Raw genomic sequence first — 18,698 nt, forward strand, 5'->3', positions numbered from 1 at the left:
GTGACCCCCCTGCGGCGAATCCATGGATGATTCGCCGCAAAAGGGACATTCAGCCCTGGAGTCGGTACTCCTCAAGCAGGCGTCGCCCGATGATCATTTTCTGGATCTCGGCGGTACCTTCACCGATCAGCAACATCGGAGCCTCTCGGTAGAGACGCTCGATCTCGTACTCCTTCGAGAACCCGTATCCGCCGTGGATCCGGAAGGCGTCCTCGACCACTTCCTTGCAGTACTCGGAGGCGAGGTACTTCGCCATCCCTGCTTCCAGGTCGTTTCGTTCCCCGGAGTCCTTTTTGCGTGCTGCGTTCACCATCATGGCATGAGCGGCTTCGATTTTGGTAGCCATTTCGGCCAGCTTGAACTGGATCGCCTGGTGCTGGGCGATCGGCTTGCCGAAAGTGTGACGTTGCTGGGCATACGAGACACCCAGTTCGAAAGCACGCTGAGCGACGCCGCAGCCACGCGCCGCCACGTTGACGCGGCCGACCTCGACCCCGTCCATCATTTGGTAAAACCCTCGGCCCGTCTCGCCGCCGAGGACCCGATTGGCCGGAATGCGCAGTCCGTCCATGATGAGCTCGGTCGTGTCGACGCCCTTGTAGCCCATCTTGTCGATCTTGCCGGGGATGGTCAGGCCCGGACGGACCTCACCGAAGCCCGGCTCCTTCTCGACGAGGAAGGTCGTCATCGACTTGTGGGGCGCGGTGCCCTCGGGGTGTCCTTCGTCACTGCGCACGAGGACGGCCACCAGGGTGGAGCTGCCGCCGTTCGTCAGCCACATCTTCTGGCCGTTCAGGACGTACTCGTCGCCGTCCTTCACCGCCTTGGACGTGATGGCCGACACGTCCGAGCCGAGGGCCGGCTCGGACATCGAGAACGCGCCGCGCACCTCGCCCAGCGCCATGCGCGGGAGGAAGTAATCCTTCTGCTCCTGCGTGCCGTGCTGCTTGAGCATGTACGCCACGATGAAGTGCGTGTTGATGATGCCCGAGACGGACATCCAGCCGCGCGCGATCTCCTCGACGCACAGGGCGTAGGTGAGGAGCGACTCACCCAGGCCGCCGTACTCCTCCGGGATCATCAGCCCGAAGAGGCCGAGCTCCTTGAGGCCGTCGACGATCGCCTGCGGGTACTCGTCGCGGTGCTCCAGCTCGGTCGCGACCGGGATGATCTCCTTGTCGACGAACTCCCGGACGGTCTTGAGGATCTCCCGCTGGACGTCCGTGAGCCCGGCGGTCTGGGCGAGTCGGGCCATGGCTACTTCCCCTGTTCCTTCAGCTGCGGGCGGCCGGGCTGCTCGCCGCCGCGCTCCTTGATGTACGTCTCGGTCGGGACCATCACCTTGCGCCGGAAGACGCAGACGAGGGTGCCGTCCTGCTTGTAGCCCTTGGTCTCGACGTAGACGATGCCGCGGTCGTTCTTCGACTTCGACGGGGTCTTGTCGAGGACCGTGGTCTCGCCGTAGATCGTGTCGCCGTGGAAGGTCGGCGCCACGTGCCGCAGGGACTCGATCTCCAGGTTGGCGATGGCCTTCCCGGAGACGTCCGGCACGGACATGCCGAGCAGCAGCGAGTAGATGTAGTTGCCCACGACGACGTTCTTGCCGAAGTCGGTCGTGTTCTCGGCGTAGTTGCTGTCCATGTGGAGCGGGTGGTGATTCATGGTCAGCAGACAGAAGAGGTGGTCGTCGTACTCCGTGACCGTCTTTCCGGGCCAGTGCTTGTAGACCGCGCCGACCTCGAACTCCTCGTACGTGCGTCCGAACTGCATGGCTCAGGCCTCCGGGATCTCGAACTTGCTGGTGCGCTGCATGCCCGCGGCCCGGCCCTTGCCCGCGATGACCAGGGCCATCTTGCGGCTGGCCTCGTCGATCATCTCGTCGCCCAGCATCGCCGAGCCCTTCTTGCCGCCGGCCTCCGAGGTGCACCAGTCGTACGCGTCGAGGATCAGCTCGGCGTGGTCGTAGTCCTCCTGCGAGGGGGAGAAGACCTCGTTGGCCGCGTCGACCTGGCCCGGGTGCAGCACCCACTTGCCGTCGAAGCCCAGCGCCGCCGCCCGGCCGGCCACCTCGCGGTAGGCGTCCACGTCACGGATCTGGAGGAAGGGGCCGTCGATCGCCTGGAGGTTGTGCATGCGGGCCGCCATCAGGATCCGCATGAGGATGTAGTGGTAGGCGTCCGCGCCGTAGCCGGGCGGCTGCATGCCCACGACCAGGGACTTCATGTTGATCGAGGCCATGAAGTCGGCCGGGCCGAAGATGATGGTCTCCAGGCGCGGCGAGGCGGCGGCGATCTCGTCGACGTTCACCAGGCCCTTGGCGTTCTCGATCTGCGCCTCGATGCCGATCTTGCCGACCTCGAAGCCCATGGTCTTCTCGATCTGCGTCAGCAGCAGGTCCAGCGCCACGACCTGCTGGGCGTCCTGGACCTTCGGCAGCATGATGCAGTCGAGGTTCTGGCCGGCGCCCTCGACGACCGTGATGACGTCGCGGTACGTCCAGTGCGTGGTCCAGTCGTTGACGCGCACGACCCGGGTCTTGCCCGTCCAGTCGCCGTTGTTCAGCGCGTCCACGATGGTGTGGCGGGCGCCTTCCTTGGCGAGCGGCGCGCAGGCGTCCTCCAGGTCGAGGAAGACCTGGTCGGCCGGCAGGCCCTGGGCCTTCTCCAGGAACCGCGGGTTCGAGCCGGGCACCGCGAGGCAGGAGCGACGCGGGCGGAGACGGTTCACCGGGTGGACAGGCGTGGTCATGCGGGGACCTCCGTGCTTGCAAGGATTTCGAGAGGGGCGAGCTTGTTGGCTTTGCGGATCTCGTCGACGATACGGCCGATGATCTCCGTGATGCCGAAGTCCTTCGGCGTGAAGACGGCGGCGACGCCGGCCGCCTTGAGCGTCACGGCATCCGCGTTCGGAATGATGCCTCCGACGATGACGGGGATGTCACCCGCCCCCGCCGCACGCAGGCGTTCGAGGACGTCCGGGACGAGTGCGCTGTGGGATCCGGACAGGATGGACAGTCCCACGCAGTGCACGTCCTCGGCCAGCGCCGCCGAGGAGATCTCCTCCGGTGTCAGCCTGATGCCCTGGTAGACCACCTCGAAGCCCGCGTCGCGGGCCCGGACGGCGATCTGCTCGGCGCCGTTGGAGTGGCCGTCCAGGCCGGGCTTGCCGACCAGCAGGCGCAGCCGGCCCGAGCCGAGCTCGTCGGCCGTACGGGCCACCTTCTCGCGGACCTCGTGCATCGGCGTGCCGGGCTCGGCGGTGACCGCCACCGGCGCCGAGGAGACCCCGGTCGGGGCGCGGAACTCGCCGAACACCTCGCGCAGCGCGCCCGCCCACTCGCCGGTGGTGACACCCGCCCGGGCGCACTCCAGGGTGGCCTCCATCAGGTTCTCGGTGCCGGCGGCGGCCTCCTTGAGGCGCTCCAGGGCCTGCTGGGTGGTGGGGAAGACGAACGGGTCGCCGTTCCCCTGCCGCTCCGAGGACTCCTGCCGCTCGGCCCGCCAGCGGACGATGCGCTCGACGGTGAGCGCCTCCACCGCGGGGTCCACCGTCATGATGGCGCCGTCCAGGTCGGAGGTGAGCGGGTTCTCCTCCGTCTGCTGGAAGCAGTTCACGCCGACGATCTTGTCCTCGCCGGCCTCGATCCGCGCCCGCCGCTCGGCGTGCGAGGAGACCAGCTGGGACTTCAGGTACCCGGACTCGACGGCCGCCATCGCGCCGCCCATCTCCTGGATCCGGTCGATCTCGGCCAGGCAGTCGGCGACCAGGGAGTCGACTTTGGCTTCGATGACGTGGGATCCGGCGAAGATGTCCTCGTACTCCAGCAGGTCGCTCTCGTGCGCGAGGACCTGCTGGATGCGCAGCGACCACTGCTGGTCCCAGGGCCGGGGCAGGCCCAGCGCCTCGTTCCAGGCGGGCAGCTGCACCGCGCGGGCGCGGGCGTCCTTGGAGAGGGTGACGGCCAGCATCTCCAGCACGATGCGCTGGACGTTGTTCTCCGGCTGCGCCTCGGTCAGGCCCAGGGAGTTGACCTGGACGCCGTACCGGAAGCGGCGCTGCTTCTCGTTCTCGATGCCGTAGCGCTCGCGGGTGACCTTGTCCCAGATGCGGCCGAAGGCGCGCATCTTGCACATCTCCTCGATGAAGCGGACGCCCGCGTTCACGAAGAAGGAGATCCGGGCGACGACCTCGCCGAAGCGCTCCTCGGGCACCTGGCCCGAGTCGCGCACCGAGTCGAGGACGGCGATCGCGGTGGACATCGCGTACGAGATCTCCTGGACCGGGGTGGCCCCGGCCTCCTGGAGGTGGTACGAGCAGATGTTGATCGGGTTCCACTTCGGGATGTGGTTGACCGTGTACGCGATCATGTCCGTCGTCAGGCGGAGCGAGGGCCCCGGCGGGAAGACGTGCGTCCCGCGCGAGAGGTACTCCTTGACGATGTCGTTCTGCGTGGTGCCCTGGAGCTGGGAGATGTCCGCACCCTGCTCCTCGGCGGCCACCTGATAGAGCGCCAGCAGCCACATGGCCGTGGCGTTGATCGTCATCGAGGTGTTCATCTGCTCCAGGGGGATGTCCTGGAACAGCCGCCGCATGTCGCCCAGATGGGAGACCGGGACCCCGACCCGGCCCACCTCGCCGCGGGCGAGGACGTGGTCGGGGTCGTAGCCGGTCTGCGTCGGCAGGTCGAACGCGACCGACAGGCCGGTCTGGCCCTTGGCGAGGTTGCGGCGGTACAGCTCGTTGGACGCCTCGGCCGTGGAGTGGCCGGCGTACGTCCGCATGAGCCACGGACGGTCCTTCTGGCGCTCTGTCATCTCAGGCTGTCCCTTTGGCCTTTGAGGCGTCTCAGACGTTGCGGAAGCGGTTGATGGCGTCGAGGTGCGTCGCGCGCAGCTCGTGGTCGCGCACGCCCAGGCCCTCCTCGGGGGCCAGCGCGAGGACGCCGACCTTGCCCTGGTGGAGGTTGCGGTGGACGTCGTAGGCGGCCTGGCCGGTCTCCTCCAGGGAGTAGACCTTCGACAGGGTGGGGTGGATCTTGCCCTTGGCGATCAGGCGGTTGGCCTCCCACGCCTCGCGGTAGTTGGCGAAGTGCGAGCCGATGATCCGCTTGAGCGACATCCACAGGTAGCGGTTGTCGTACTCGTGCATGTAGCCCGAGGTCGAGGCGCAGGTGGTGATCGTGCCGCCCTTGCGGGTGACGTAGACCGAGGCGCCGAAGGTCTCGCGGCCGGGGTGCTCGAAGACGATGTCGATGTCCTCGCCGCCGGTCAGCTCGCGGATGCGCTTGCCGAAGCGCTTCCACTCCTTCGGGTCCTGGGTGTGCTCGTCCTTCCAGAACTTGTAGCCTTCGGCGTTGCGGTCGATGACCGCCTCCGCGCCCATGGCCCGGCAGATGTCCGCCTTCTCGGGGCTGGAGACCACGCAGATCGGGTTGGCGCCGCCGGCCAGGGCGAACTGGGTGGCGTAGGAGCCCAGGCCACCGCTGGCGCCCCAGATCAGGACGTTGTCGCCCTGCTTCATGCCGGCGCCGTTGCGGGAGACCAGCTGGCGGTAGGCGGTGGAGTTGACCAGGCCGGGGGAGGCGGCCTCCTCCCAGCTCAGGTGGCCGGGCTTCGGCATCAGCTGGTTGGACTTGACCAGCGCGATCTCCGCCAGGCCGCCGAAGTTGGTCTCGAAGCCCCAGATGCGCTGCTCGGGGTCGAGCATCGTGTCGTTGTGGCCGTCGGAGGACTCCAGCTCGACCGAGAGGCAGTGCGCGACGACCTCGTCGCCCGGCTTCCAGGCGTTGACGCCGGGGCCGGTGCGCAGCACGACGCCCGCGAGGTCGGAGCCGATGACGTGGTACGGGAGGTCGTGGCGCTTGGTGAGCTCCGACAGGCGCCCGTAGCGCTCCAGGAAGCTGAAGGTGGACACCGGCTCGAAGATCGAGGTCCACACGGAGTTGTAGTTGACCGACGAGGCCATGACGGCCACCAGGGCCTCGCCCGGGCCGAGCTCCGGCACCGGGACCTGGTCCAGGTGGAGGGACTTGCGCGGGTCCTTCTCGCGTGTCGTCAGCCCCGCGAACATCTCCGCCTCGTCCTTGTGCACGGTGATCGCGCGGTACGAGTCGGGCAGCGGCAGGGCTGCGAAGTCTGCGGCGGTGGCGGACTGCGACTGAATCGCGTCCAGGATGTCCTTCACGGTAGAGCCTCCGGCTAGCGCTGATGAGGGTGCGCTGAGGTGATGACGGGGTGCGTGGAGCGGGTGGGGTGTGCCGTCGGTCCGGCTGTGCGGTGGTGCGGGGCGACGCTCGGTGCAGCGTGCGGTGCCTGGTGACGCAGGCAGTCCGGGGCGCGTTCCGTGCCGTGTGGGCGTGGGTCGCGGGGACGTCCGGACGAGAATCAACGTATGGCACCCCGTGTCACCCGGCAAGGCACCGCGTGCCAAAACTTTCTCTCATTTGCCGATTGACCTGCACCGATGAGCGATGATCGATCAGAGTTACCCGCGAGTAGGGGCAAGCCGGACAAACGAAAGCGGCCACCCCCGGTAACAGGAGTGGCCGCTGTGACGCGAATCGCTTCGTGTGTCGCCAGCTGTGTCGCTACGTGTCTCGCTCCGCGGACTACGTGCCGCGCAGCGCCTCTTCGATGGTCCGCATGACCTCGTCCAGCGGAGCGTCGGTGCGGGCCACCGCCACGAGCACCTCGCCCTGCGTCCGGACGGCGGCCGGCGCGGCCGGCGCCGCCGTCGTGAGGGTGCGGCCCGCGCCGATCCCCGAGCCGAAGGTGTTGCGCACGATCGAGAAGGCGTGGTCCAGCTGCGCCTCCACGTCGCCCTGGCCGCCGGCCCGCAGCCAGCGCCGCAGCACGTGGTTGTGGGCGGTGACCACCGCCGAGGCGGCCACCTCGGCCAGCAGCGGGTCGTCGTTGCCGTCGTGGTGGTCGGTCTCGTCGAAGTGGGCCAGCAGGTAGCGGGTGAACAGCCGCTCGTACCGGGCCACCGAGGCGATCTCCCGCTCCCGCAGCGCCGGCACCTCGCGGGTCAGCCGGTAGCGCTCCACCGACACCGCGGGCGAGGCCGCGTACATCTTCATGACTTCCTTGATCCCGCGGCACACCGTGTCGAGCGGGTGCTCGTGCGCCGGGGCCACGTCCAGGACGGCCTCGGCGCGGGTCAGGGTGTCGTCGTGGTCCGGGAAGATCGCCTCTTCCTTGGACCGGAAGTGCCTGAAGAAGGTCCGGCGCGCCACCCCCGCCGTCGCGGCGATCTCGTCGACCGTCGTCGCCTCGTACCCCTTGGTCGCGAAGAGCTCCATGGCCGCGGCGGCGAGCTCACGGCGCATTTTGAGCCGCTGCGCGGCCGCCTTGGTGCCGGCCGGGCTGTCCGGGGTCTCGGAGGCCGTGGCGGCGCGGGGCGAGGTCTTGGCGGGCTGGGACATAGAGCGAAAGTACTTCATTCGTGCAGGGGAGCGCGCCTGCGGGGGGTGGGAGGGGGATGGATGCGGGGGAGAGCCCGCACTGGGCTCGGGAGGGTAAGTCCGCCGTGAGGGTCCGGCGGACCCGAGCAGCCCTCCCCACGCATCCGGCTCGTGGCCCGACCGATTACCGGCGGGCGGCGTACTCACGGAATCCGCGGCCGGTCTTCCGGCCCAGGCAGCCCGCCGCCACCAGGTGCTCCAGCAGCGCGGACGGGGCCAGACCCGGGTCGCGGAACTCCTTGTGGAGGACCTTCTCGATGGCCAGCGAGACATCGAGGCCGACCACGTCGAGGAGCTCGAACGGCCCCATCGGGTAGCCGGCGCCCAGCTTCATCGCCGCGTCGATCTGGTCGATGCCGGCGTAGTGCTGCTCGACCATCTTGATCGCGTTGTTGAGGTACGGGAACAGCAGCGCGTTCACGATGAAACCGGCACGGTCCCCGCAGTCCACCGGGTGCTTGCGCACCTTCGTGCAGATCTCGCGGACCGTCGCGTGCACGTCGTCGGCGGTCAGGACCGTGCGGACCACCTCGACCAGCTTCATCGCGGGGGCCGGGTTGAAGAAGTGCATGCCGATCACGTCCTGCGGACGCGAGGTCACGCGGGCGATCGCGATCACCGGCAGCGAGGAGGTGGTGGTGGCCAGCACCGCACCCGGCTTGCAGACCTTGTCCAGGGCCGCGAACAGCTCCTGCTTGACCCCGAGGTCCTCGGCGACGGCCTCCACGGCCAGGTCCACGTCGGAGAAGGCGTCCAGCGAACCGGCCGGGGTGATCCGGGCCAGGGTCTGCTCGGCGCCGTCCTGCGTCAGCCGGCCCTTGGACACCGCACGGCCCAAGGACTTGCCGATGGCGGCCTTCGCGGCCTCCGCCTTCTCCTGACTGCGGGCGGCCAGCACCACGTCGAACCCGGCCTGCGCGAAGACCTGGGCGATCCCGCTCGCCATGGTGCCCGAGCCGGCCACGCCGACCGAGCTGACCGGGCGGCCCTCGCCGAGCCGGGCGCCGTCCGTCGGGGTCTGCGCGTCACGGACGACCGTGGAGCTGCCCGCGGCCTCGTACGTGTAGAAGCCGCGGCCCGCCTTCTGCCCGGTCAGGCCCGCCTCGGCGAGCTGTCCCAGGATCGGGGCCGGGGCGTGCAGACGGTCGCCGGAGGAGGTGTACATCGCCTCCAGGACGGTGCGGGCGGTGTCCACGCCGATCAGGTCGAGCAGGGCCAGCGGGCCCATGGGCAGACCGCAGCCGAGCCGCATCGCCGCGTCGATGTCCTCGCGGGAGGCGTACCGCGCCTCGTACATGGCGGCGGCCTGGTTGAGGTAGCCGAACAGCAGGCCGTCGGCGACGAAACCGGGCCGGTCGCCGACCGGGACGGGCTCCTTGCCGAGCTCGCGGGCCAGCTCGGTGACCGTCTCCACGGCCGTCGGCGCGGTCAGGACGCTGGAGGCGACCTCGACCAGCTTCATCGCCGGGACCGGGTGGAAGAAGTGCAGCCCCACCACGCGCTCCGGGCGCTGCGACTCGGCGGCGAGCCGCGTCACCGACAGGGCGTTCGTGCCGGTGGCCAGGATCGTGTCGGGCCGCACGATGGCGTCGAGCTCGCGGAACACCTGCTGCTTGAGCTCGTACGACTCCGGCACGACCTCGATGACGAGGTCGGCCTCGGCGGCGGCGCCCAGGTCGGTGTAGGTGCGGAAGCGGGCGAGGACGTCCGTCCGCTCCTGCTCGGTGAGCCGCTCCTTGGTGACGGAGCGGGCGGTCGCCGCGGCGAGGGAGTCCGCGGCCCGGCGGGCGGCGGTCTGGCTGATGTCGATGCCGATGACCTCGCGGCCGGCCCGGGCGAGGACCTCGGCGATGCCGGTGCCCATCGTGCCGAGTCCGACGACGGCGATGGTCTGGAGGGTGGGCTGACTGGACTGACGGTCCATCGAGGGACTCCAGTGGAAGAGGGTGACGACTGGGGAGCGCGCGGCGCACAGCGCGCGCTGATGCCGTACGACAGAGCCGTGCGGTGAAGAGCCCGGAGAGAGGGCCCGGAGGGGGAAGAGCACCCAGGGGAGGTGACCCAGCGGGTGGAAGCGGCGCGACCCTGTCCCGGGGGGCGCCGTGCAGAACGAACCGACCGGCACGGGGCGGCTGCGTCACCAGGCCGCCCTCGTACGTGTTGTAAGGACAGTAACTCGCCGGTAACTGCTGCGCCAGAGCGCGGAGATGTGACCTGTACCGCCCAAATGTACCGATCATCGATCATCGATCAACCGGGGTCGCCACCCATCCGGGAGAACCCGGCACGGCGCCGCTCCTGGCGCCCTAGGGTGGCCGCGTGAACGACGTGCTGGAACGCCTGCGGGCGGAGGCCGGTCAGTCGCCCGCGTACGAGGCGCTGCGCGCGGCCGGCCCCGACGAACTGGCGGCCTCCCTGACCTCGGCCGGGCTGCCCCTGTGGGCCCGCGAGCTGGCCGCCTACCGGCTGGGCCTCGCCGGAGACCGCCGCGCCTTCGAGTCCCTGGTGCTGCTCCTCAACCACCGCGACCCGCCGCGCTGCGCGGCCGCCGCCGAGGCGCTCGCCGTGCTGGACGACCCCCGCACCGCCCGCGCGGCGGCGGCCCTCGCCACCAACGCCCTGCGCACGGCCTACGCACTCCAGCCCGTCCGGCTGCTCACCGCACTGCGCGCCCCGGAGTCCGTACCGGCCCTGCTGGCCACCCTCGCCCGGCTGCTGTCCCCGAACGATCCGTACTGGCGGGTGGCCCTGGCCTGCGTCGAGGGCCTCGGGGCGCTGGCCGACCCCCGTGCCCGCGAGCTCCTCGTGCGCGCCCAGTCCCACCCCCGTCTCGCGGTGGCGGCGACGGCCGCCCTGCGCGGGCTGCCGCCCGGCTGACCGGGCGGGGTCCCCGGATCAGGCCGGCTCGGCCGGGACGACCGCGAAGGCCTCCACCTCCAGGAGGAGCTCGGGGCGGAAGAGGGCCGCGACCTGGACGGCTGAGGAGGCCGGCAGCCGGTCCGCGGGGATGACGGCGTCGCGGGCCGCCCGTACCGCCGGCAGGTGGGCCACGTCGGTGACGAAGTAGGTCAGCTTCACGACGTCGTCGAAGGTGGCCCCGGCCGCCGCCAGGCACCGGCGCAGGTTCTCGAACACCTGGCGGGCCTGGGCGGCGGCGTCGCCCTCGCCGACCACCTCGCCCTTCTCGTCGAAGGCGCACTGACCGGAGACGGCGACGAACCGTCCGGTGCCCCAGACGACATGGCTGTATCCGGTCCCGGGACTGACGCCCTGCGGGGCGTGCACGCGGGTCAGGTGGCTGCGTTCAGGCGTGGTGGTCATGGGCATGATCTTGCCCGGGGAAGATCAGCCGCGGAAGCCCAGCAGACCGTGCAGGGCCGCGCCGCCCGCGGAGGACGGGACCGCGCGCGTCGCCGTGGTCGGCTTCGGGGGCGCCTGCGCGGCGCACGTGGCGTCCGCGGCCTGCCCCGTCCTCAGGTACGCCGCCACCTTCTCGTCCAGGCACTTGTTCCCGCTCAGCGCGATGCCGTGGTTGCCGCCGCCCTCCTCGACCACCAGGGCCGAGCCCTTCAGCTTGTCCTGCATGCTCAGCGCCCCCTGGAAGGGGGTCGCCGCGTCCTCCGTCGCCTGGAGCAGGAGCGCGGGCGGGAGGTCCGCGTTGGTCACGTCCGGGGCCTGGAGCGGCTCCGCCGGCCAGAACGCGCACGGAGCGTTGTACCAGGCGTTGTTCCAGGTCATGAAGGGCGCGGCGGCGTGGGTGCTCCACATGTCAGCGCGCCACTGGTTCCAGTCCTTCGGCCAGGCCGAGTCCCGGCACTGGACCGCCGTGTAGACGCTGTAGCCGTTGCCCGCGGAGGGCTCCACCGCGCCGAACCGCTCGTACGCCGCCACCAGCGGCTTCGGGTCCTTGCCCACCGCGTACGCCGCGAACGCCTCGGCGAGGCTCGGCCAGTAGCCGTTGTAGTAGCCGCCGGGCATGAAGGTGTCCTCCAGCTCGGCCGCGCCCACCTTGCCGCCCGCCGGCGTCGTGCGCAGCGCGTCCCGCATCGCGTACCAGCGCTCCTCCACCGCCTCGGGGTCGGTGCCGAGCCGATAGGTGGCGTCGTGCTCCGCCACCCAGGCCAGGAAGGCCTTGTGGCGGGCGTCGAAGGCCTTGTCCTGGGCGAGGTTGTCCTCGTACCAGACGCCGTTCGGGTCGACCACGGAGTCCAGGACGAGCCGGTGCACCCGGCCCGGGTGGAGCTTGGCGTACACCGCGCCCAGGTAGGTGCCGTAGGAGTAGCCGAAGTAGCTGATCCGCTCCGCGCCGAGGGCCGCGCGCAGCACCTCGATGTCCCGGGCGGCCGACACCGTGCCGATGTGCGGGAGCACGTCCGCGTGCTTGCTCCCGCAGGACTCGGCGAAGGAGCGGACCCGGTCCAGGTTGGCCTGCTCGGTCGCCTCGTCGACGGGTACGGAGTCCGGCCGGACGGGGGCGAAGTGGCCGGGCGCGCAGTCGAGGGCGGGCTCGCTCCTGCCGACGCCCCGGGGATCGAAGCCGATCACGTCGTACTGGCCGGCCACGTCCTTGGGGAGGGCGGAGGCGACGAAACCGGCCAGGCCGCGACCGCTGCCGCCCGGGCCGCCGGGGTTGACCAGCAGCGGGCCCTGCGAGGTGGCGGCGGTGTGGGGGACCCGGGTCAGCGCGAGGGTGATCTGGCGGCCGCCGGGCCGGTCGTGGTCGAGGGGCACCTTGAGGGACGCGCACTGCAGCGTCGTGTAGCGGGGGGTCGCGCAGCCGGTCCAGCGCAGCGGGGCCTGCTTCGGCGCCGGGGCGGGCGGGGCCGCCGAGGCCGCCGGGGCGGCGGTGACCGGGCCCGCGAGGGCGGCGGCGACGGTGGAGATCGCCAGCAGGACGGCGGCGCGCTTCTTCAAGGGGTGCAGCATGGGGCCTCCCAGCCGAGGGTTCTGGGCGGAATCGTCCCGGAAACCGTGCCCGGAAGCCGGGATTGGGCCGCCCATTGGCCCGATGTGATGACCGTTCAGGGGCCGTCCGAGGTCACCACGGGGTGAGCCGGAGGGGCCCGGTCGCCACCGGCCCGGCCGTGCGCCCGGGCGCGGCGACGGCGAGCGCGGCGCCGCGCCGGGCCGGCCCGGTGCCGAAGTGCGCCGCCGGAGCGCGGACTTGGCGGGTGATCCACGGCCGGTACCGGGTGGGCGCGTACGGCCCGGCCGCATGCATCCGCTCGTACCCTGCGACGAGGCGGGGTGGTGCTCGCCCCGCCGGGCCGCGAACCACTCGCGCGCCCCGGGCCGCAGATGGAGTACGAGGGGTGTCACGGAGGCGGCGCCGCGAGGCGGCGGCGGCCCGGACGGCGTCGTGCGGCCGCTCGGGGCGTCACCGAGGAGGGCGTCCGCCTCCGCCGTCGCGGCCGACCCGGATTTGGGCCCCCGCCCCGGAGGTGGTTGGCTTCGCGGTGAGACGCGGACACAACTGCTGGAGGAACAGCTATGGGGCAGGTCGAGGCCACCACGGAGCGGATCATCGCAGCCGACGCGGAGACGGTGTTCGACGCGCTGGCGGACTACACCGGGATCCGGGGGAAGGTGCTGCCCGAGCACTTCAGCGAGTACGAAGTGCGCGAAGGCGGCGACGGCGAGGGCACCCTGGTGCACTGGAAGCTCCAGGCCACCAGCAAGCGCGTGCGGGACTGCCTGCTGGAGGTCACCGAGCCCACCGACGGGCAGCTGGTGGAGAAGGACCGCAACTCCTCCATGGTCACCACCTGGCTGGTCACCCCGGCCGGTGAGGGCAAGTCCAAGGTCGTGGTCTCCACCGTGTGGAACGGCGCCGGCGGCATCGGCGGCTTCTTCGAGCGCACCTTCGCGCCCAAGGGACTCGCCCGGATCTACGACACCCTGCTGGCCAACCTGGCCGCCGAAGTAGAGGCCTGAGACGGGGAGTTGCTTCGGCGGAGGCCTGCCGGGGCCGCCACACGTGGGCCGCACGCGGGCCGTGGGCGGCTCACCGGATCGGGTGGATTTCCCGGCCCGCGTGAGCCGCAGGCCCCCCGTCGGCTCCCGCTGGCCCGCCGACGCGCCCGGGGCGCATGACCCCGGGCCGCTCCCGGCGCCGGACGGTTAGGCTGGGCGTCGCGCGCGACCGCGCAACCGACCGCCCGGGGGCCCGATGAAGATCCTCATCTCCGCTGACATGGAAGGCGCCACCGGCGTCACCTGGCCCGCCGACGTGATGCCCGGCACCCCGCAGTGGGAGCGCTGCCGGGGGCTGTTCACCTCGGACGTCAACGCCGCCGTCCTCGGCTTCTACGACGGCGGCGCCGACCAGGTCCTCATCAACGAGGCCCACTCCACCATGCGCAACCTGCTGCTGGAGGACCTCGACGCCCGCGCCGAGATGATCACCGGCCGCCACAAGTCCCTCTCCATGGTCGAGGGCGTCCAGCACGGTGACGTCGACGGGATCGCCTTCGTCGGCTACCACACCGGCGCCGGCTCCGAGGGCGTCCTGGCCCACACCTACCTCGCCAACTCCATCACCGGCGTCTGGGTCAACGGGGTGCGCGCCAGCGAGGGCCTGCTCAACGCCCATGTGGTCGCCGAGTGCGGTGTCCCGGTCGTCCTGGTCACCGGCGACGACCTCACCTGTGCGGACGCCGCCGGCTACGCCCCGGAGGCGGTGACCGTCGCGGTCAAGGACCACGTCTCGCGGTACGCCGCCGTGTGCCGGACCCCCGCCCGCACCGCCGCCGACATCCGGGCCGCCGCCAAACAGGCCACCGCCCTGGCCGTGCGGCACGAGCCGGTGCGGGGCGGCCCCTTCACCGTGGAGCTGGAGTTCGACGCCGAGCACCTGGCCCTGGCCGCCACGGTGGTTCCCGGTGCGGAGCGGTGCGGGGAGCGCAGGGTCGCGTACACCAGCGAGACGATGTACGAGGGGATCCGCACCTTCAAGGCGGTCACGACGGTCGTGTCGGCGGCCGTGGAGGAGCAGTATGGCTGACATGCACGCACTCCATACCGAGACCCCGATCGAACAGGCAGACGCCGTCGGCGCCGTCGCCGCCGTCGACGAGAGGGCCCTCGCCGAGGCCGTCGAGTTCACCTCCGACCTCATCAGGATCGACACCACCAACCGGGGCGGCGGCGACTGCCGCGAACGCCCCGCCGCCGAATACGTCGCCGAGCGGCTCGCCGCCGCAGGCCTGGAGCCGGTCCTGCTGGAGCGCACCCCGGGCCGCACCAACGTGGTCGCGCGGATCGAGGGGACCGACCCCGGCGCCGAGGCCCTCCTGGTCCACGGCCACCTGGACGTGGTCCCGGCCGAGGCCTCCGACTGGAGCGTGGACCCCTTCTCGGGCGAGGTCCGCGACGGCGTGGTCTGGGGCCGCGGCGCCGTCGACATGAAGAACATGGACGCGATGGTCCTGGCCGTCGTACGGGCCTGGGCGCGCGCCGGAGTGAAGCCGCGCCGCGACATCGTGATCGCCTACACCGCCGACGAGGAGGACAGCGCCGTCGACGGCTCCGGCTTCCTCGCCGACCGGCACCCGCACCTCTTCGAAGGCTGCACGGAGGGCATCAGCGAGTCCGGGGCCTTCACCGTGCACGCCGGACGCGGCCAGGCGCTCTACCCGATCGCGGCGGGCGAACGCGGCACCGCCTGGCTGAAGTTGACCGCGCACGGCACCGCCGGTCACGGCTCCAAGCCCAACCGGGCCAATGCCGTCAGCCGGCTCGCCGCCGCCGTGGCGCGGATCGGCGCGTACGAGTGGCCGGTCCAGCTCACCGACACCGTCACCGCCTGCATCGTCGAACTCGCCGCCGTACAGGGCCTGTCGGTCGACCCCCGGCAGCCCGGCTTCGACCTCGACGCGGTGCTCGACAAGCTCGGCCCGGCCGCCGTCCTCGTCGAGGCGACCGCCCGCAACAGCGCCAACCCCACCATGCTCAGCGCCGGTTACAAGCTCAACGTGATCCCCGGCGAGGCCACCGGCTACGTCGACGGCCGGATGGTGCCGGGCGGCGAGGCCGCTTTCATCGCCACCCTGGACGAACTCACCGGACCCGACGTGAAGTGGGAGTTCCAGCACCGGGAGGTCGCCCTTCAGGCTCCCGTGGACGGGCGGACCTTCGCCGTCCTGCGCGAGTCGGTCGAACGCTTCGACCCGGACGGGCACGTGGTGCCCTTCTGCATGGCGGGCGGGACCGACGCCAAGCAGTTCTCCCGCCTCGGGATCACCGGCTACGGCTTCTCCCCCCTGAAGCTGCCGCCCGGCTTCGACTACTGGGCGCTCTTCCACGGGGTGGACGAGCGGGTGCCCGTGGAGGCGCTGCACTTCGGCGTCCGCGTCCTCGACCGCGCCCTGCGGGCCCTGTGAGGGAGAACCGGTGATGGCGGCGCCGACCCTGCCCTACGGAAGCTGGCCGTCCCCCATCGACGCCGCGCTCGCCGCCTCCCTGGACGGGCGGCCCGAGTACGTGGGCACGGTCGGCCCCGAGGTCTGGTGGACCGAGCCCCGGCCGGCCGAGGGCGGCCGCCGGACCCTGGTCCGCCTGCCCGCCGACGGCGGACCCGCGGTCACGGTGCTGCCCCCGCCGTGGAACGTGCGCAGCCGCCTCACCGAGTACGGCGGCCGGCCCTGGGCCGCGGCGCAGCGGCCCGACGGCGGGCCGCTGCTGGTCTTCGTCCACTTCGCCGACCAGCGGCTGTACGCCTACGAGCCGGACGCGCCCGGGGGCGCCGCGCCGCGGCCCCTCACCCCCGTCTCGGCGACCGGCGGCGGGCTGCGCTGGGCCGACCCCGTGCTGCGCGGCGGTGAGGTCTGGTGCGTGCTGGAGGAGTTCACCGGGCCCGCCCCGACCGATGTGCGCCGGGTGCCGGCCGCCGTCCCGCTGGACGGCTCGGCGGCCGGGGACCGGGGCGCCGTAAGGGAGTTGACCGATGACCGGCACCGGTTCACCACCGGGCCGCGGCTCTCCCCGGACGGCCGGCGCGCCGCCTGGCTGGTCTGGGACCATCCCCGGATGCCCTGGGACGGCACCGAACTGAAGCTGGCCGAGGTCACCGCCGACGGGACACTGGCCGAGGCCCGCACCGTGCTCGGCGGCCCCACCGAGTCCGTCGCCCAGGTGGAGTGGACGGCCGGCGGGTCCCTCCTCGCGGTCAGCGACCGCGGCGGCTGGTGGAACCCGTACCGGGTGGATCCGGACACGGGCGAGGCCGTCAACCTGTGCCCGCGCGAGGAGGAGTTCGGCGGCCCGCTGTGGAAGACCGGGCTCTGCTGGCTCGCCCCGCTGCCTGGGGGCACCTCCCAGGCCGAAGGCTCGGGGGGAGAGCTCGTCGCCGTCCTGCACGGCCAGGGCGCCCCGGTGCTGGGCATCCTGGACCCGGAGAGCGGCGACCTGGTGGACGCGGCCGGGCCGTGGACGGCCTGGCAGCCGACGCTCGCCGTGCACGGCACCCGGGTCTACGGGGTCGCCGCCAGCCCGCGCAGCGCGTACGAGGTGGTCGAGCTGGACACCGCCACCGGGCACGCCCGGGTCGTCGGCGCGCGCGGGGTGGATCCGGTGGACCCGGCGTACTACCCGGAGCCGCAGAGCCGCACCTTCCTCGGCCCCGATGACCGGGAGATCCACGCGCACGTCTACCCGCCGCACCACCCCGCCTGCCGGGCCGCCGCCGACGAACTGCCCCCGTACGTGGTGTGGGCGCACGGCGGACCCACCGATCACGTGCCGCCCGTACTCGACCTGCACATCGCCTACTTCACCTCGCGCGGCATCGGCGTGGTCGAGGTCAACTACGGCGGCTCCACCGGCTACGGCCGCGCCTACCGGGAGCGGCTGCGCGGGCAGTGGGGCGTGGTGGACGTGGAGGACTGCGCGGCGGTGGCCCGGGCACTGGCCGCCGAGGGCACCGCCGATCCCGCCCGGCTCGCCGTGCGCGGCGGCAGCGCGGGCGGCTGGACGGCGGCGGCCTCGCTGGCCGCCACCGACCTGTACGCGTGCGCGGCGATCATCTACCCGGTGCTGGACCTGACCGGCTTCGCCGAGGAGACCCACGACCTGGAGTCCCGCTACATCGACAGCCTGGCGGGGCCCCCGCAGACCCTCGCCGTGATCAACCGCGAGCGCTCCCCGGTGGCCCGCGCCGACCGGATCACGGCGCCGTTCGTCCTGCTCCAGGGGCTGGACGACGCGGTGTGCCCACCGGCCCAGGCGGAGCGCTTCCTGGCCGCCCTACGGGACCGTCCGGCCCCGCAGGCGCCGGTGCCGCACGCCTACGTGGCCTTCGAGGGCGAGGGCCACGGCTTCCGCCGGGCGGACACGATGATCCGGGCACTGGAGGCGGAACTCTCCCTGTACGCCCAGGTCTTCGGGATCGAGCGGACCGACATCCCCCGGCTGGATCTCACGCTGTGACCGGAGAGGTTCACCGGGTTCGGAGCCAGACCCGCAGCGGGCCGATCGGGGTGAAGCCGTGGCGGAGCGCCGTGGCCAGGTCGTCCCCGGACTCGTAGCCGACCACGTCCAGGCCGGGCCAGCGGGCGCCCACCTCGGCGAGGACGCCGGCCCAGGCCGCGTCCGTGTCCGCGGCGGACGCGGCGGACGCGGCGGACGCCCCGGCCCCGGCGAACAGGTTGGAGACGCCGACGACTCCCGAGGCCCGGTTCGCGACGGCGCCGGCGACGACGCGGCCGTCGCGGCGGCCCGCCAGGAAGGCGATGTCCTCGGTGAGGAGGGCGGGGCGGAACAGCCCGCTGCTCCCCTCGCCGTCCCAGGCGGCCTCCCAGGCCTCCAGCTCGCCCGCGGTGGCCACCCGCGTCCACTCCAGGCCGCCCGAGGCCGCCGGCGGAACCGGGGCTCCGGCCGGGCGGTGGATCCACTGGGCCTCGAAGAGCACCTCGAAGCCGTCCCCGGTCAGGTCCAGGGCGGCGAAGCTGTCCTTCACCGAGCAGCCCGGGCTGTCCGTGTCGATCCCCCGGAGCACGCGCGGCGCCGCCACGGACGCGTCCAGGGTCACCGCGTCGGGATACAGCGGCGGGGTCCTGTGCGCGCTGAGCCACAACCGCCGGTCGTCGTAGTGCGGCGACAGGCCGTGTGCGGAGCACACCGCGTCGCACCATGCGGCGTTGTTCAGCGCTGCCGCGAGCAGCGCCGTGTTCGTCTCGTCCGTGATCACCACCGGGATGATGCCACAGCCCCGCGCCCGTCCCGTGATCATGTGAACGGA

At 71.9% G+C, this 18,698-nt stretch carries 16 protein-coding genes; 5 read left to right on the plus strand and 11 right to left on the minus strand.

Features of this window, described 5'->3' with window-relative positions; translation table 11 throughout:
• Positions 1-49: 49 nt before the first annotated feature.
• From ACF059_RS10930 to ACF059_RS10960, 7 genes are all read right to left on the minus strand, one after another.
• A complete protein-coding gene (locus tag ACF059_RS10930; protein ID WP_392054454.1) occupies positions 50-1,255 on the minus strand; it encodes an acyl-CoA dehydrogenase family protein in 1,206 nt (401 codons plus the stop codon).
• Positions 1,256-1,257: 2 nt separating this feature from the next.
• Positions 1,258-1,770, minus strand: coding sequence for a MaoC family dehydratase (locus ACF059_RS10935; RefSeq protein WP_030155134.1), 513 nt, complete (start codon positions 1,768-1,770; stop codon positions 1,258-1,260).
• 3 nt (positions 1,771-1,773) lie between these two features.
• Positions 1,774-2,748: a CoA ester lyase gene (locus ACF059_RS10940; RefSeq protein WP_249768874.1), complete on the minus strand. Its 975-nt coding sequence runs from the start codon at positions 2,746-2,748 to the stop codon at positions 1,774-1,776.
• The gene (locus ACF059_RS10945) at positions 2,745-4,814 is read right to left on the minus strand and encodes a protein meaA (RefSeq protein ID WP_361939480.1); all 2,070 of its coding nucleotides are present in this window, start codon (positions 4,812-4,814) and stop codon (positions 2,745-2,747) included. The genes ACF059_RS10940 and ACF059_RS10945 overlap by 4 nt, the downstream gene beginning before the upstream one ends.
• A 31-nt stretch (positions 4,815-4,845) precedes the next feature.
• Positions 4,846-6,183, minus strand: coding sequence for a crotonyl-CoA carboxylase/reductase (gene ccrA / locus ACF059_RS10950; protein WP_360889264.1), 1,338 nt, complete (start codon positions 6,181-6,183; stop codon positions 4,846-4,848).
• A 424-nt stretch (positions 6,184-6,607) separates the two neighbouring features.
• Positions 6,608-7,423 (minus strand): TetR family transcriptional regulator, encoded by an 816-nt coding sequence (locus ACF059_RS10955; RefSeq protein WP_392054458.1) that lies wholly within the window; start codon positions 7,421-7,423, stop codon positions 6,608-6,610.
• A gap of 163 nt (positions 7,424-7,586) precedes the next feature.
• Entirely contained in the window at positions 7,587-9,386 is a 1,800-nt protein-coding gene (locus ACF059_RS10960) for a 3-hydroxyacyl-CoA dehydrogenase family protein (RefSeq protein WP_392054460.1), read from the minus strand.
• A 395-nt stretch (positions 9,387-9,781) separates the two neighbouring features.
• Between ACF059_RS10960 and ACF059_RS10965 the strand changes: the two genes are divergently transcribed.
• The gene (locus tag ACF059_RS10965; protein WP_360889256.1) at positions 9,782-10,339 is read left to right on the plus strand and encodes an adenylosuccinate lyase; all 558 of its coding nucleotides are present in this window, start codon (positions 9,782-9,784) and stop codon (positions 10,337-10,339) included.
• Between the two features lie 18 nt (positions 10,340-10,357).
• On the opposite strand, the gene ACF059_RS10970 is transcribed toward ACF059_RS10965, so the two are convergent.
• The 3 genes from ACF059_RS10970 to ACF059_RS10980 all read right to left on the minus strand — a co-directional run bounded on the left by ACF059_RS10970 (position 10,358) and on the right by ACF059_RS10980 (position 12,683).
• Complete coding sequence (locus ACF059_RS10970; RefSeq protein WP_392054464.1) at positions 10,358-10,783, minus strand: Rid family hydrolase; 426 nt, start codon at positions 10,781-10,783, stop codon at positions 10,358-10,360.
• Positions 10,784-10,807: 24 nt separating this feature from the next.
• On the minus strand, positions 10,808-12,388 hold the full coding sequence (locus ACF059_RS10975; RefSeq protein ID WP_392054467.1) for an alpha/beta hydrolase: 1,581 nt from the start codon (positions 12,386-12,388) through the stop codon (positions 10,808-10,810).
• A gap of 112 nt (positions 12,389-12,500) precedes the next feature.
• Positions 12,501-12,683 carry a hypothetical protein gene (locus tag ACF059_RS10980; protein ID WP_392054470.1) on the minus strand — a complete coding sequence of 61 codons (183 nt, stop codon included), beginning with the start codon at positions 12,681-12,683 and terminating at the stop codon, positions 12,501-12,503.
• Between the two features lie 269 nt (positions 12,684-12,952).
• On the opposite strand from ACF059_RS10980, the gene ACF059_RS10985 reads away from it, so the two are divergent.
• The 4 genes from ACF059_RS10985 to ACF059_RS11000 all read left to right on the plus strand — a co-directional run bounded on the left by ACF059_RS10985 (position 12,953) and on the right by ACF059_RS11000 (position 17,887).
• Complete coding sequence (locus ACF059_RS10985) at positions 12,953-13,396, plus strand: SRPBCC family protein (RefSeq protein WP_366864067.1); 444 nt, start codon at positions 12,953-12,955, stop codon at positions 13,394-13,396.
• A 235-nt stretch (positions 13,397-13,631) separates the two neighbouring features.
• Complete coding sequence (locus ACF059_RS10990; protein ID WP_392054473.1) at positions 13,632-14,465, plus strand: M55 family metallopeptidase; 834 nt, start codon at positions 13,632-13,634, stop codon at positions 14,463-14,465.
• Position 14,466: 1 nt separating this feature from the next.
• A complete protein-coding gene (locus tag ACF059_RS10995) occupies positions 14,467-15,843 on the plus strand; it encodes a M20/M25/M40 family metallo-hydrolase (protein ID WP_392054476.1) in 1,377 nt (458 codons plus the stop codon).
• Positions 15,844-15,856: 13 nt separating this feature from the next.
• Positions 15,857-17,887 carry a prolyl oligopeptidase family serine peptidase gene (locus tag ACF059_RS11000; protein WP_392054479.1) on the plus strand — a complete coding sequence of 677 codons (2,031 nt, stop codon included), beginning with the start codon at positions 15,857-15,859 and terminating at the stop codon, positions 17,885-17,887.
• Between the two features lie 10 nt (positions 17,888-17,897).
• On the opposite strand, the gene ACF059_RS11005 is transcribed toward ACF059_RS11000, so the two are convergent.
• A complete protein-coding gene (locus ACF059_RS11005) occupies positions 17,898-18,644 on the minus strand; it encodes a hypothetical protein (protein WP_392056595.1) in 747 nt (248 codons plus the stop codon).
• Positions 18,645-18,698: the final 54 nt, after the last annotated feature.

The sequence above is a fragment of the Streptomyces sp. NPDC016562 genome (genome assembly GCF_043076955.1).
Lineage (GTDB): Bacteria > Actinomycetota > Actinomycetes > Streptomycetales > Streptomycetaceae > Streptomyces.

Bases quoted from the DNA above. Each gene is read 5' to 3' on its own strand.
- ACF059_RS10930 (WP_392054454.1), bottom strand. From the start codon at position 1,255: ATGGCCCGACTCGCCCAGACCGCCGGGCTCACGGACGTCCAGCGGGAG.
- ACF059_RS10935 (WP_030155134.1), bottom strand. From the start codon at position 1,770: ATGCAGTTCGGACGCACGTACGAGGAGTTCGAGGTCGGCGCGGTCTAC.
- ACF059_RS10940 (WP_249768874.1), bottom strand. From the start codon at position 2,748: ATGACCACGCCTGTCCACCCGGTGAACCGTCTCCGCCCGCGTCGCTCC.
- ACF059_RS10945 (WP_361939480.1), bottom strand. From the start codon at position 4,814: ATGACAGAGCGCCAGAAGGACCGTCCGTGGCTCATGCGGACGTACGCC.
- ACF059_RS10955 (WP_392054458.1), bottom strand. From the start codon at position 7,423: ATGTCCCAGCCCGCCAAGACCTCGCCCCGCGCCGCCACGGCCTCCGAG.
- ACF059_RS10960 (WP_392054460.1), bottom strand. From the start codon at position 9,386: ATGGACCGTCAGTCCAGTCAGCCCACCCTCCAGACCATCGCCGTCGTC.
- ACF059_RS10970 (WP_392054464.1), bottom strand. From the start codon at position 10,783: ATGACCACCACGCCTGAACGCAGCCACCTGACCCGCGTGCACGCCCCG.
- ACF059_RS10975 (WP_392054467.1), bottom strand. From the start codon at position 12,388: ATGCTGCACCCCTTGAAGAAGCGCGCCGCCGTCCTGCTGGCGATCTCC.
- ACF059_RS10980 (WP_392054470.1), bottom strand. From the start codon at position 12,683: ATGCATGCGGCCGGGCCGTACGCGCCCACCCGGTACCGGCCGTGGATC.
- ACF059_RS10985 (WP_366864067.1), top strand. From the start codon at position 12,953: ATGGGGCAGGTCGAGGCCACCACGGAGCGGATCATCGCAGCCGACGCG.
- ACF059_RS10990 (WP_392054473.1), top strand. From the start codon at position 13,632: ATGAAGATCCTCATCTCCGCTGACATGGAAGGCGCCACCGGCGTCACC.
- ACF059_RS10995 (WP_392054476.1), top strand. From the start codon at position 14,467: ATGCACGCACTCCATACCGAGACCCCGATCGAACAGGCAGACGCCGTC.
- ACF059_RS11000 (WP_392054479.1), top strand. From the start codon at position 15,857: ATGGCGGCGCCGACCCTGCCCTACGGAAGCTGGCCGTCCCCCATCGAC.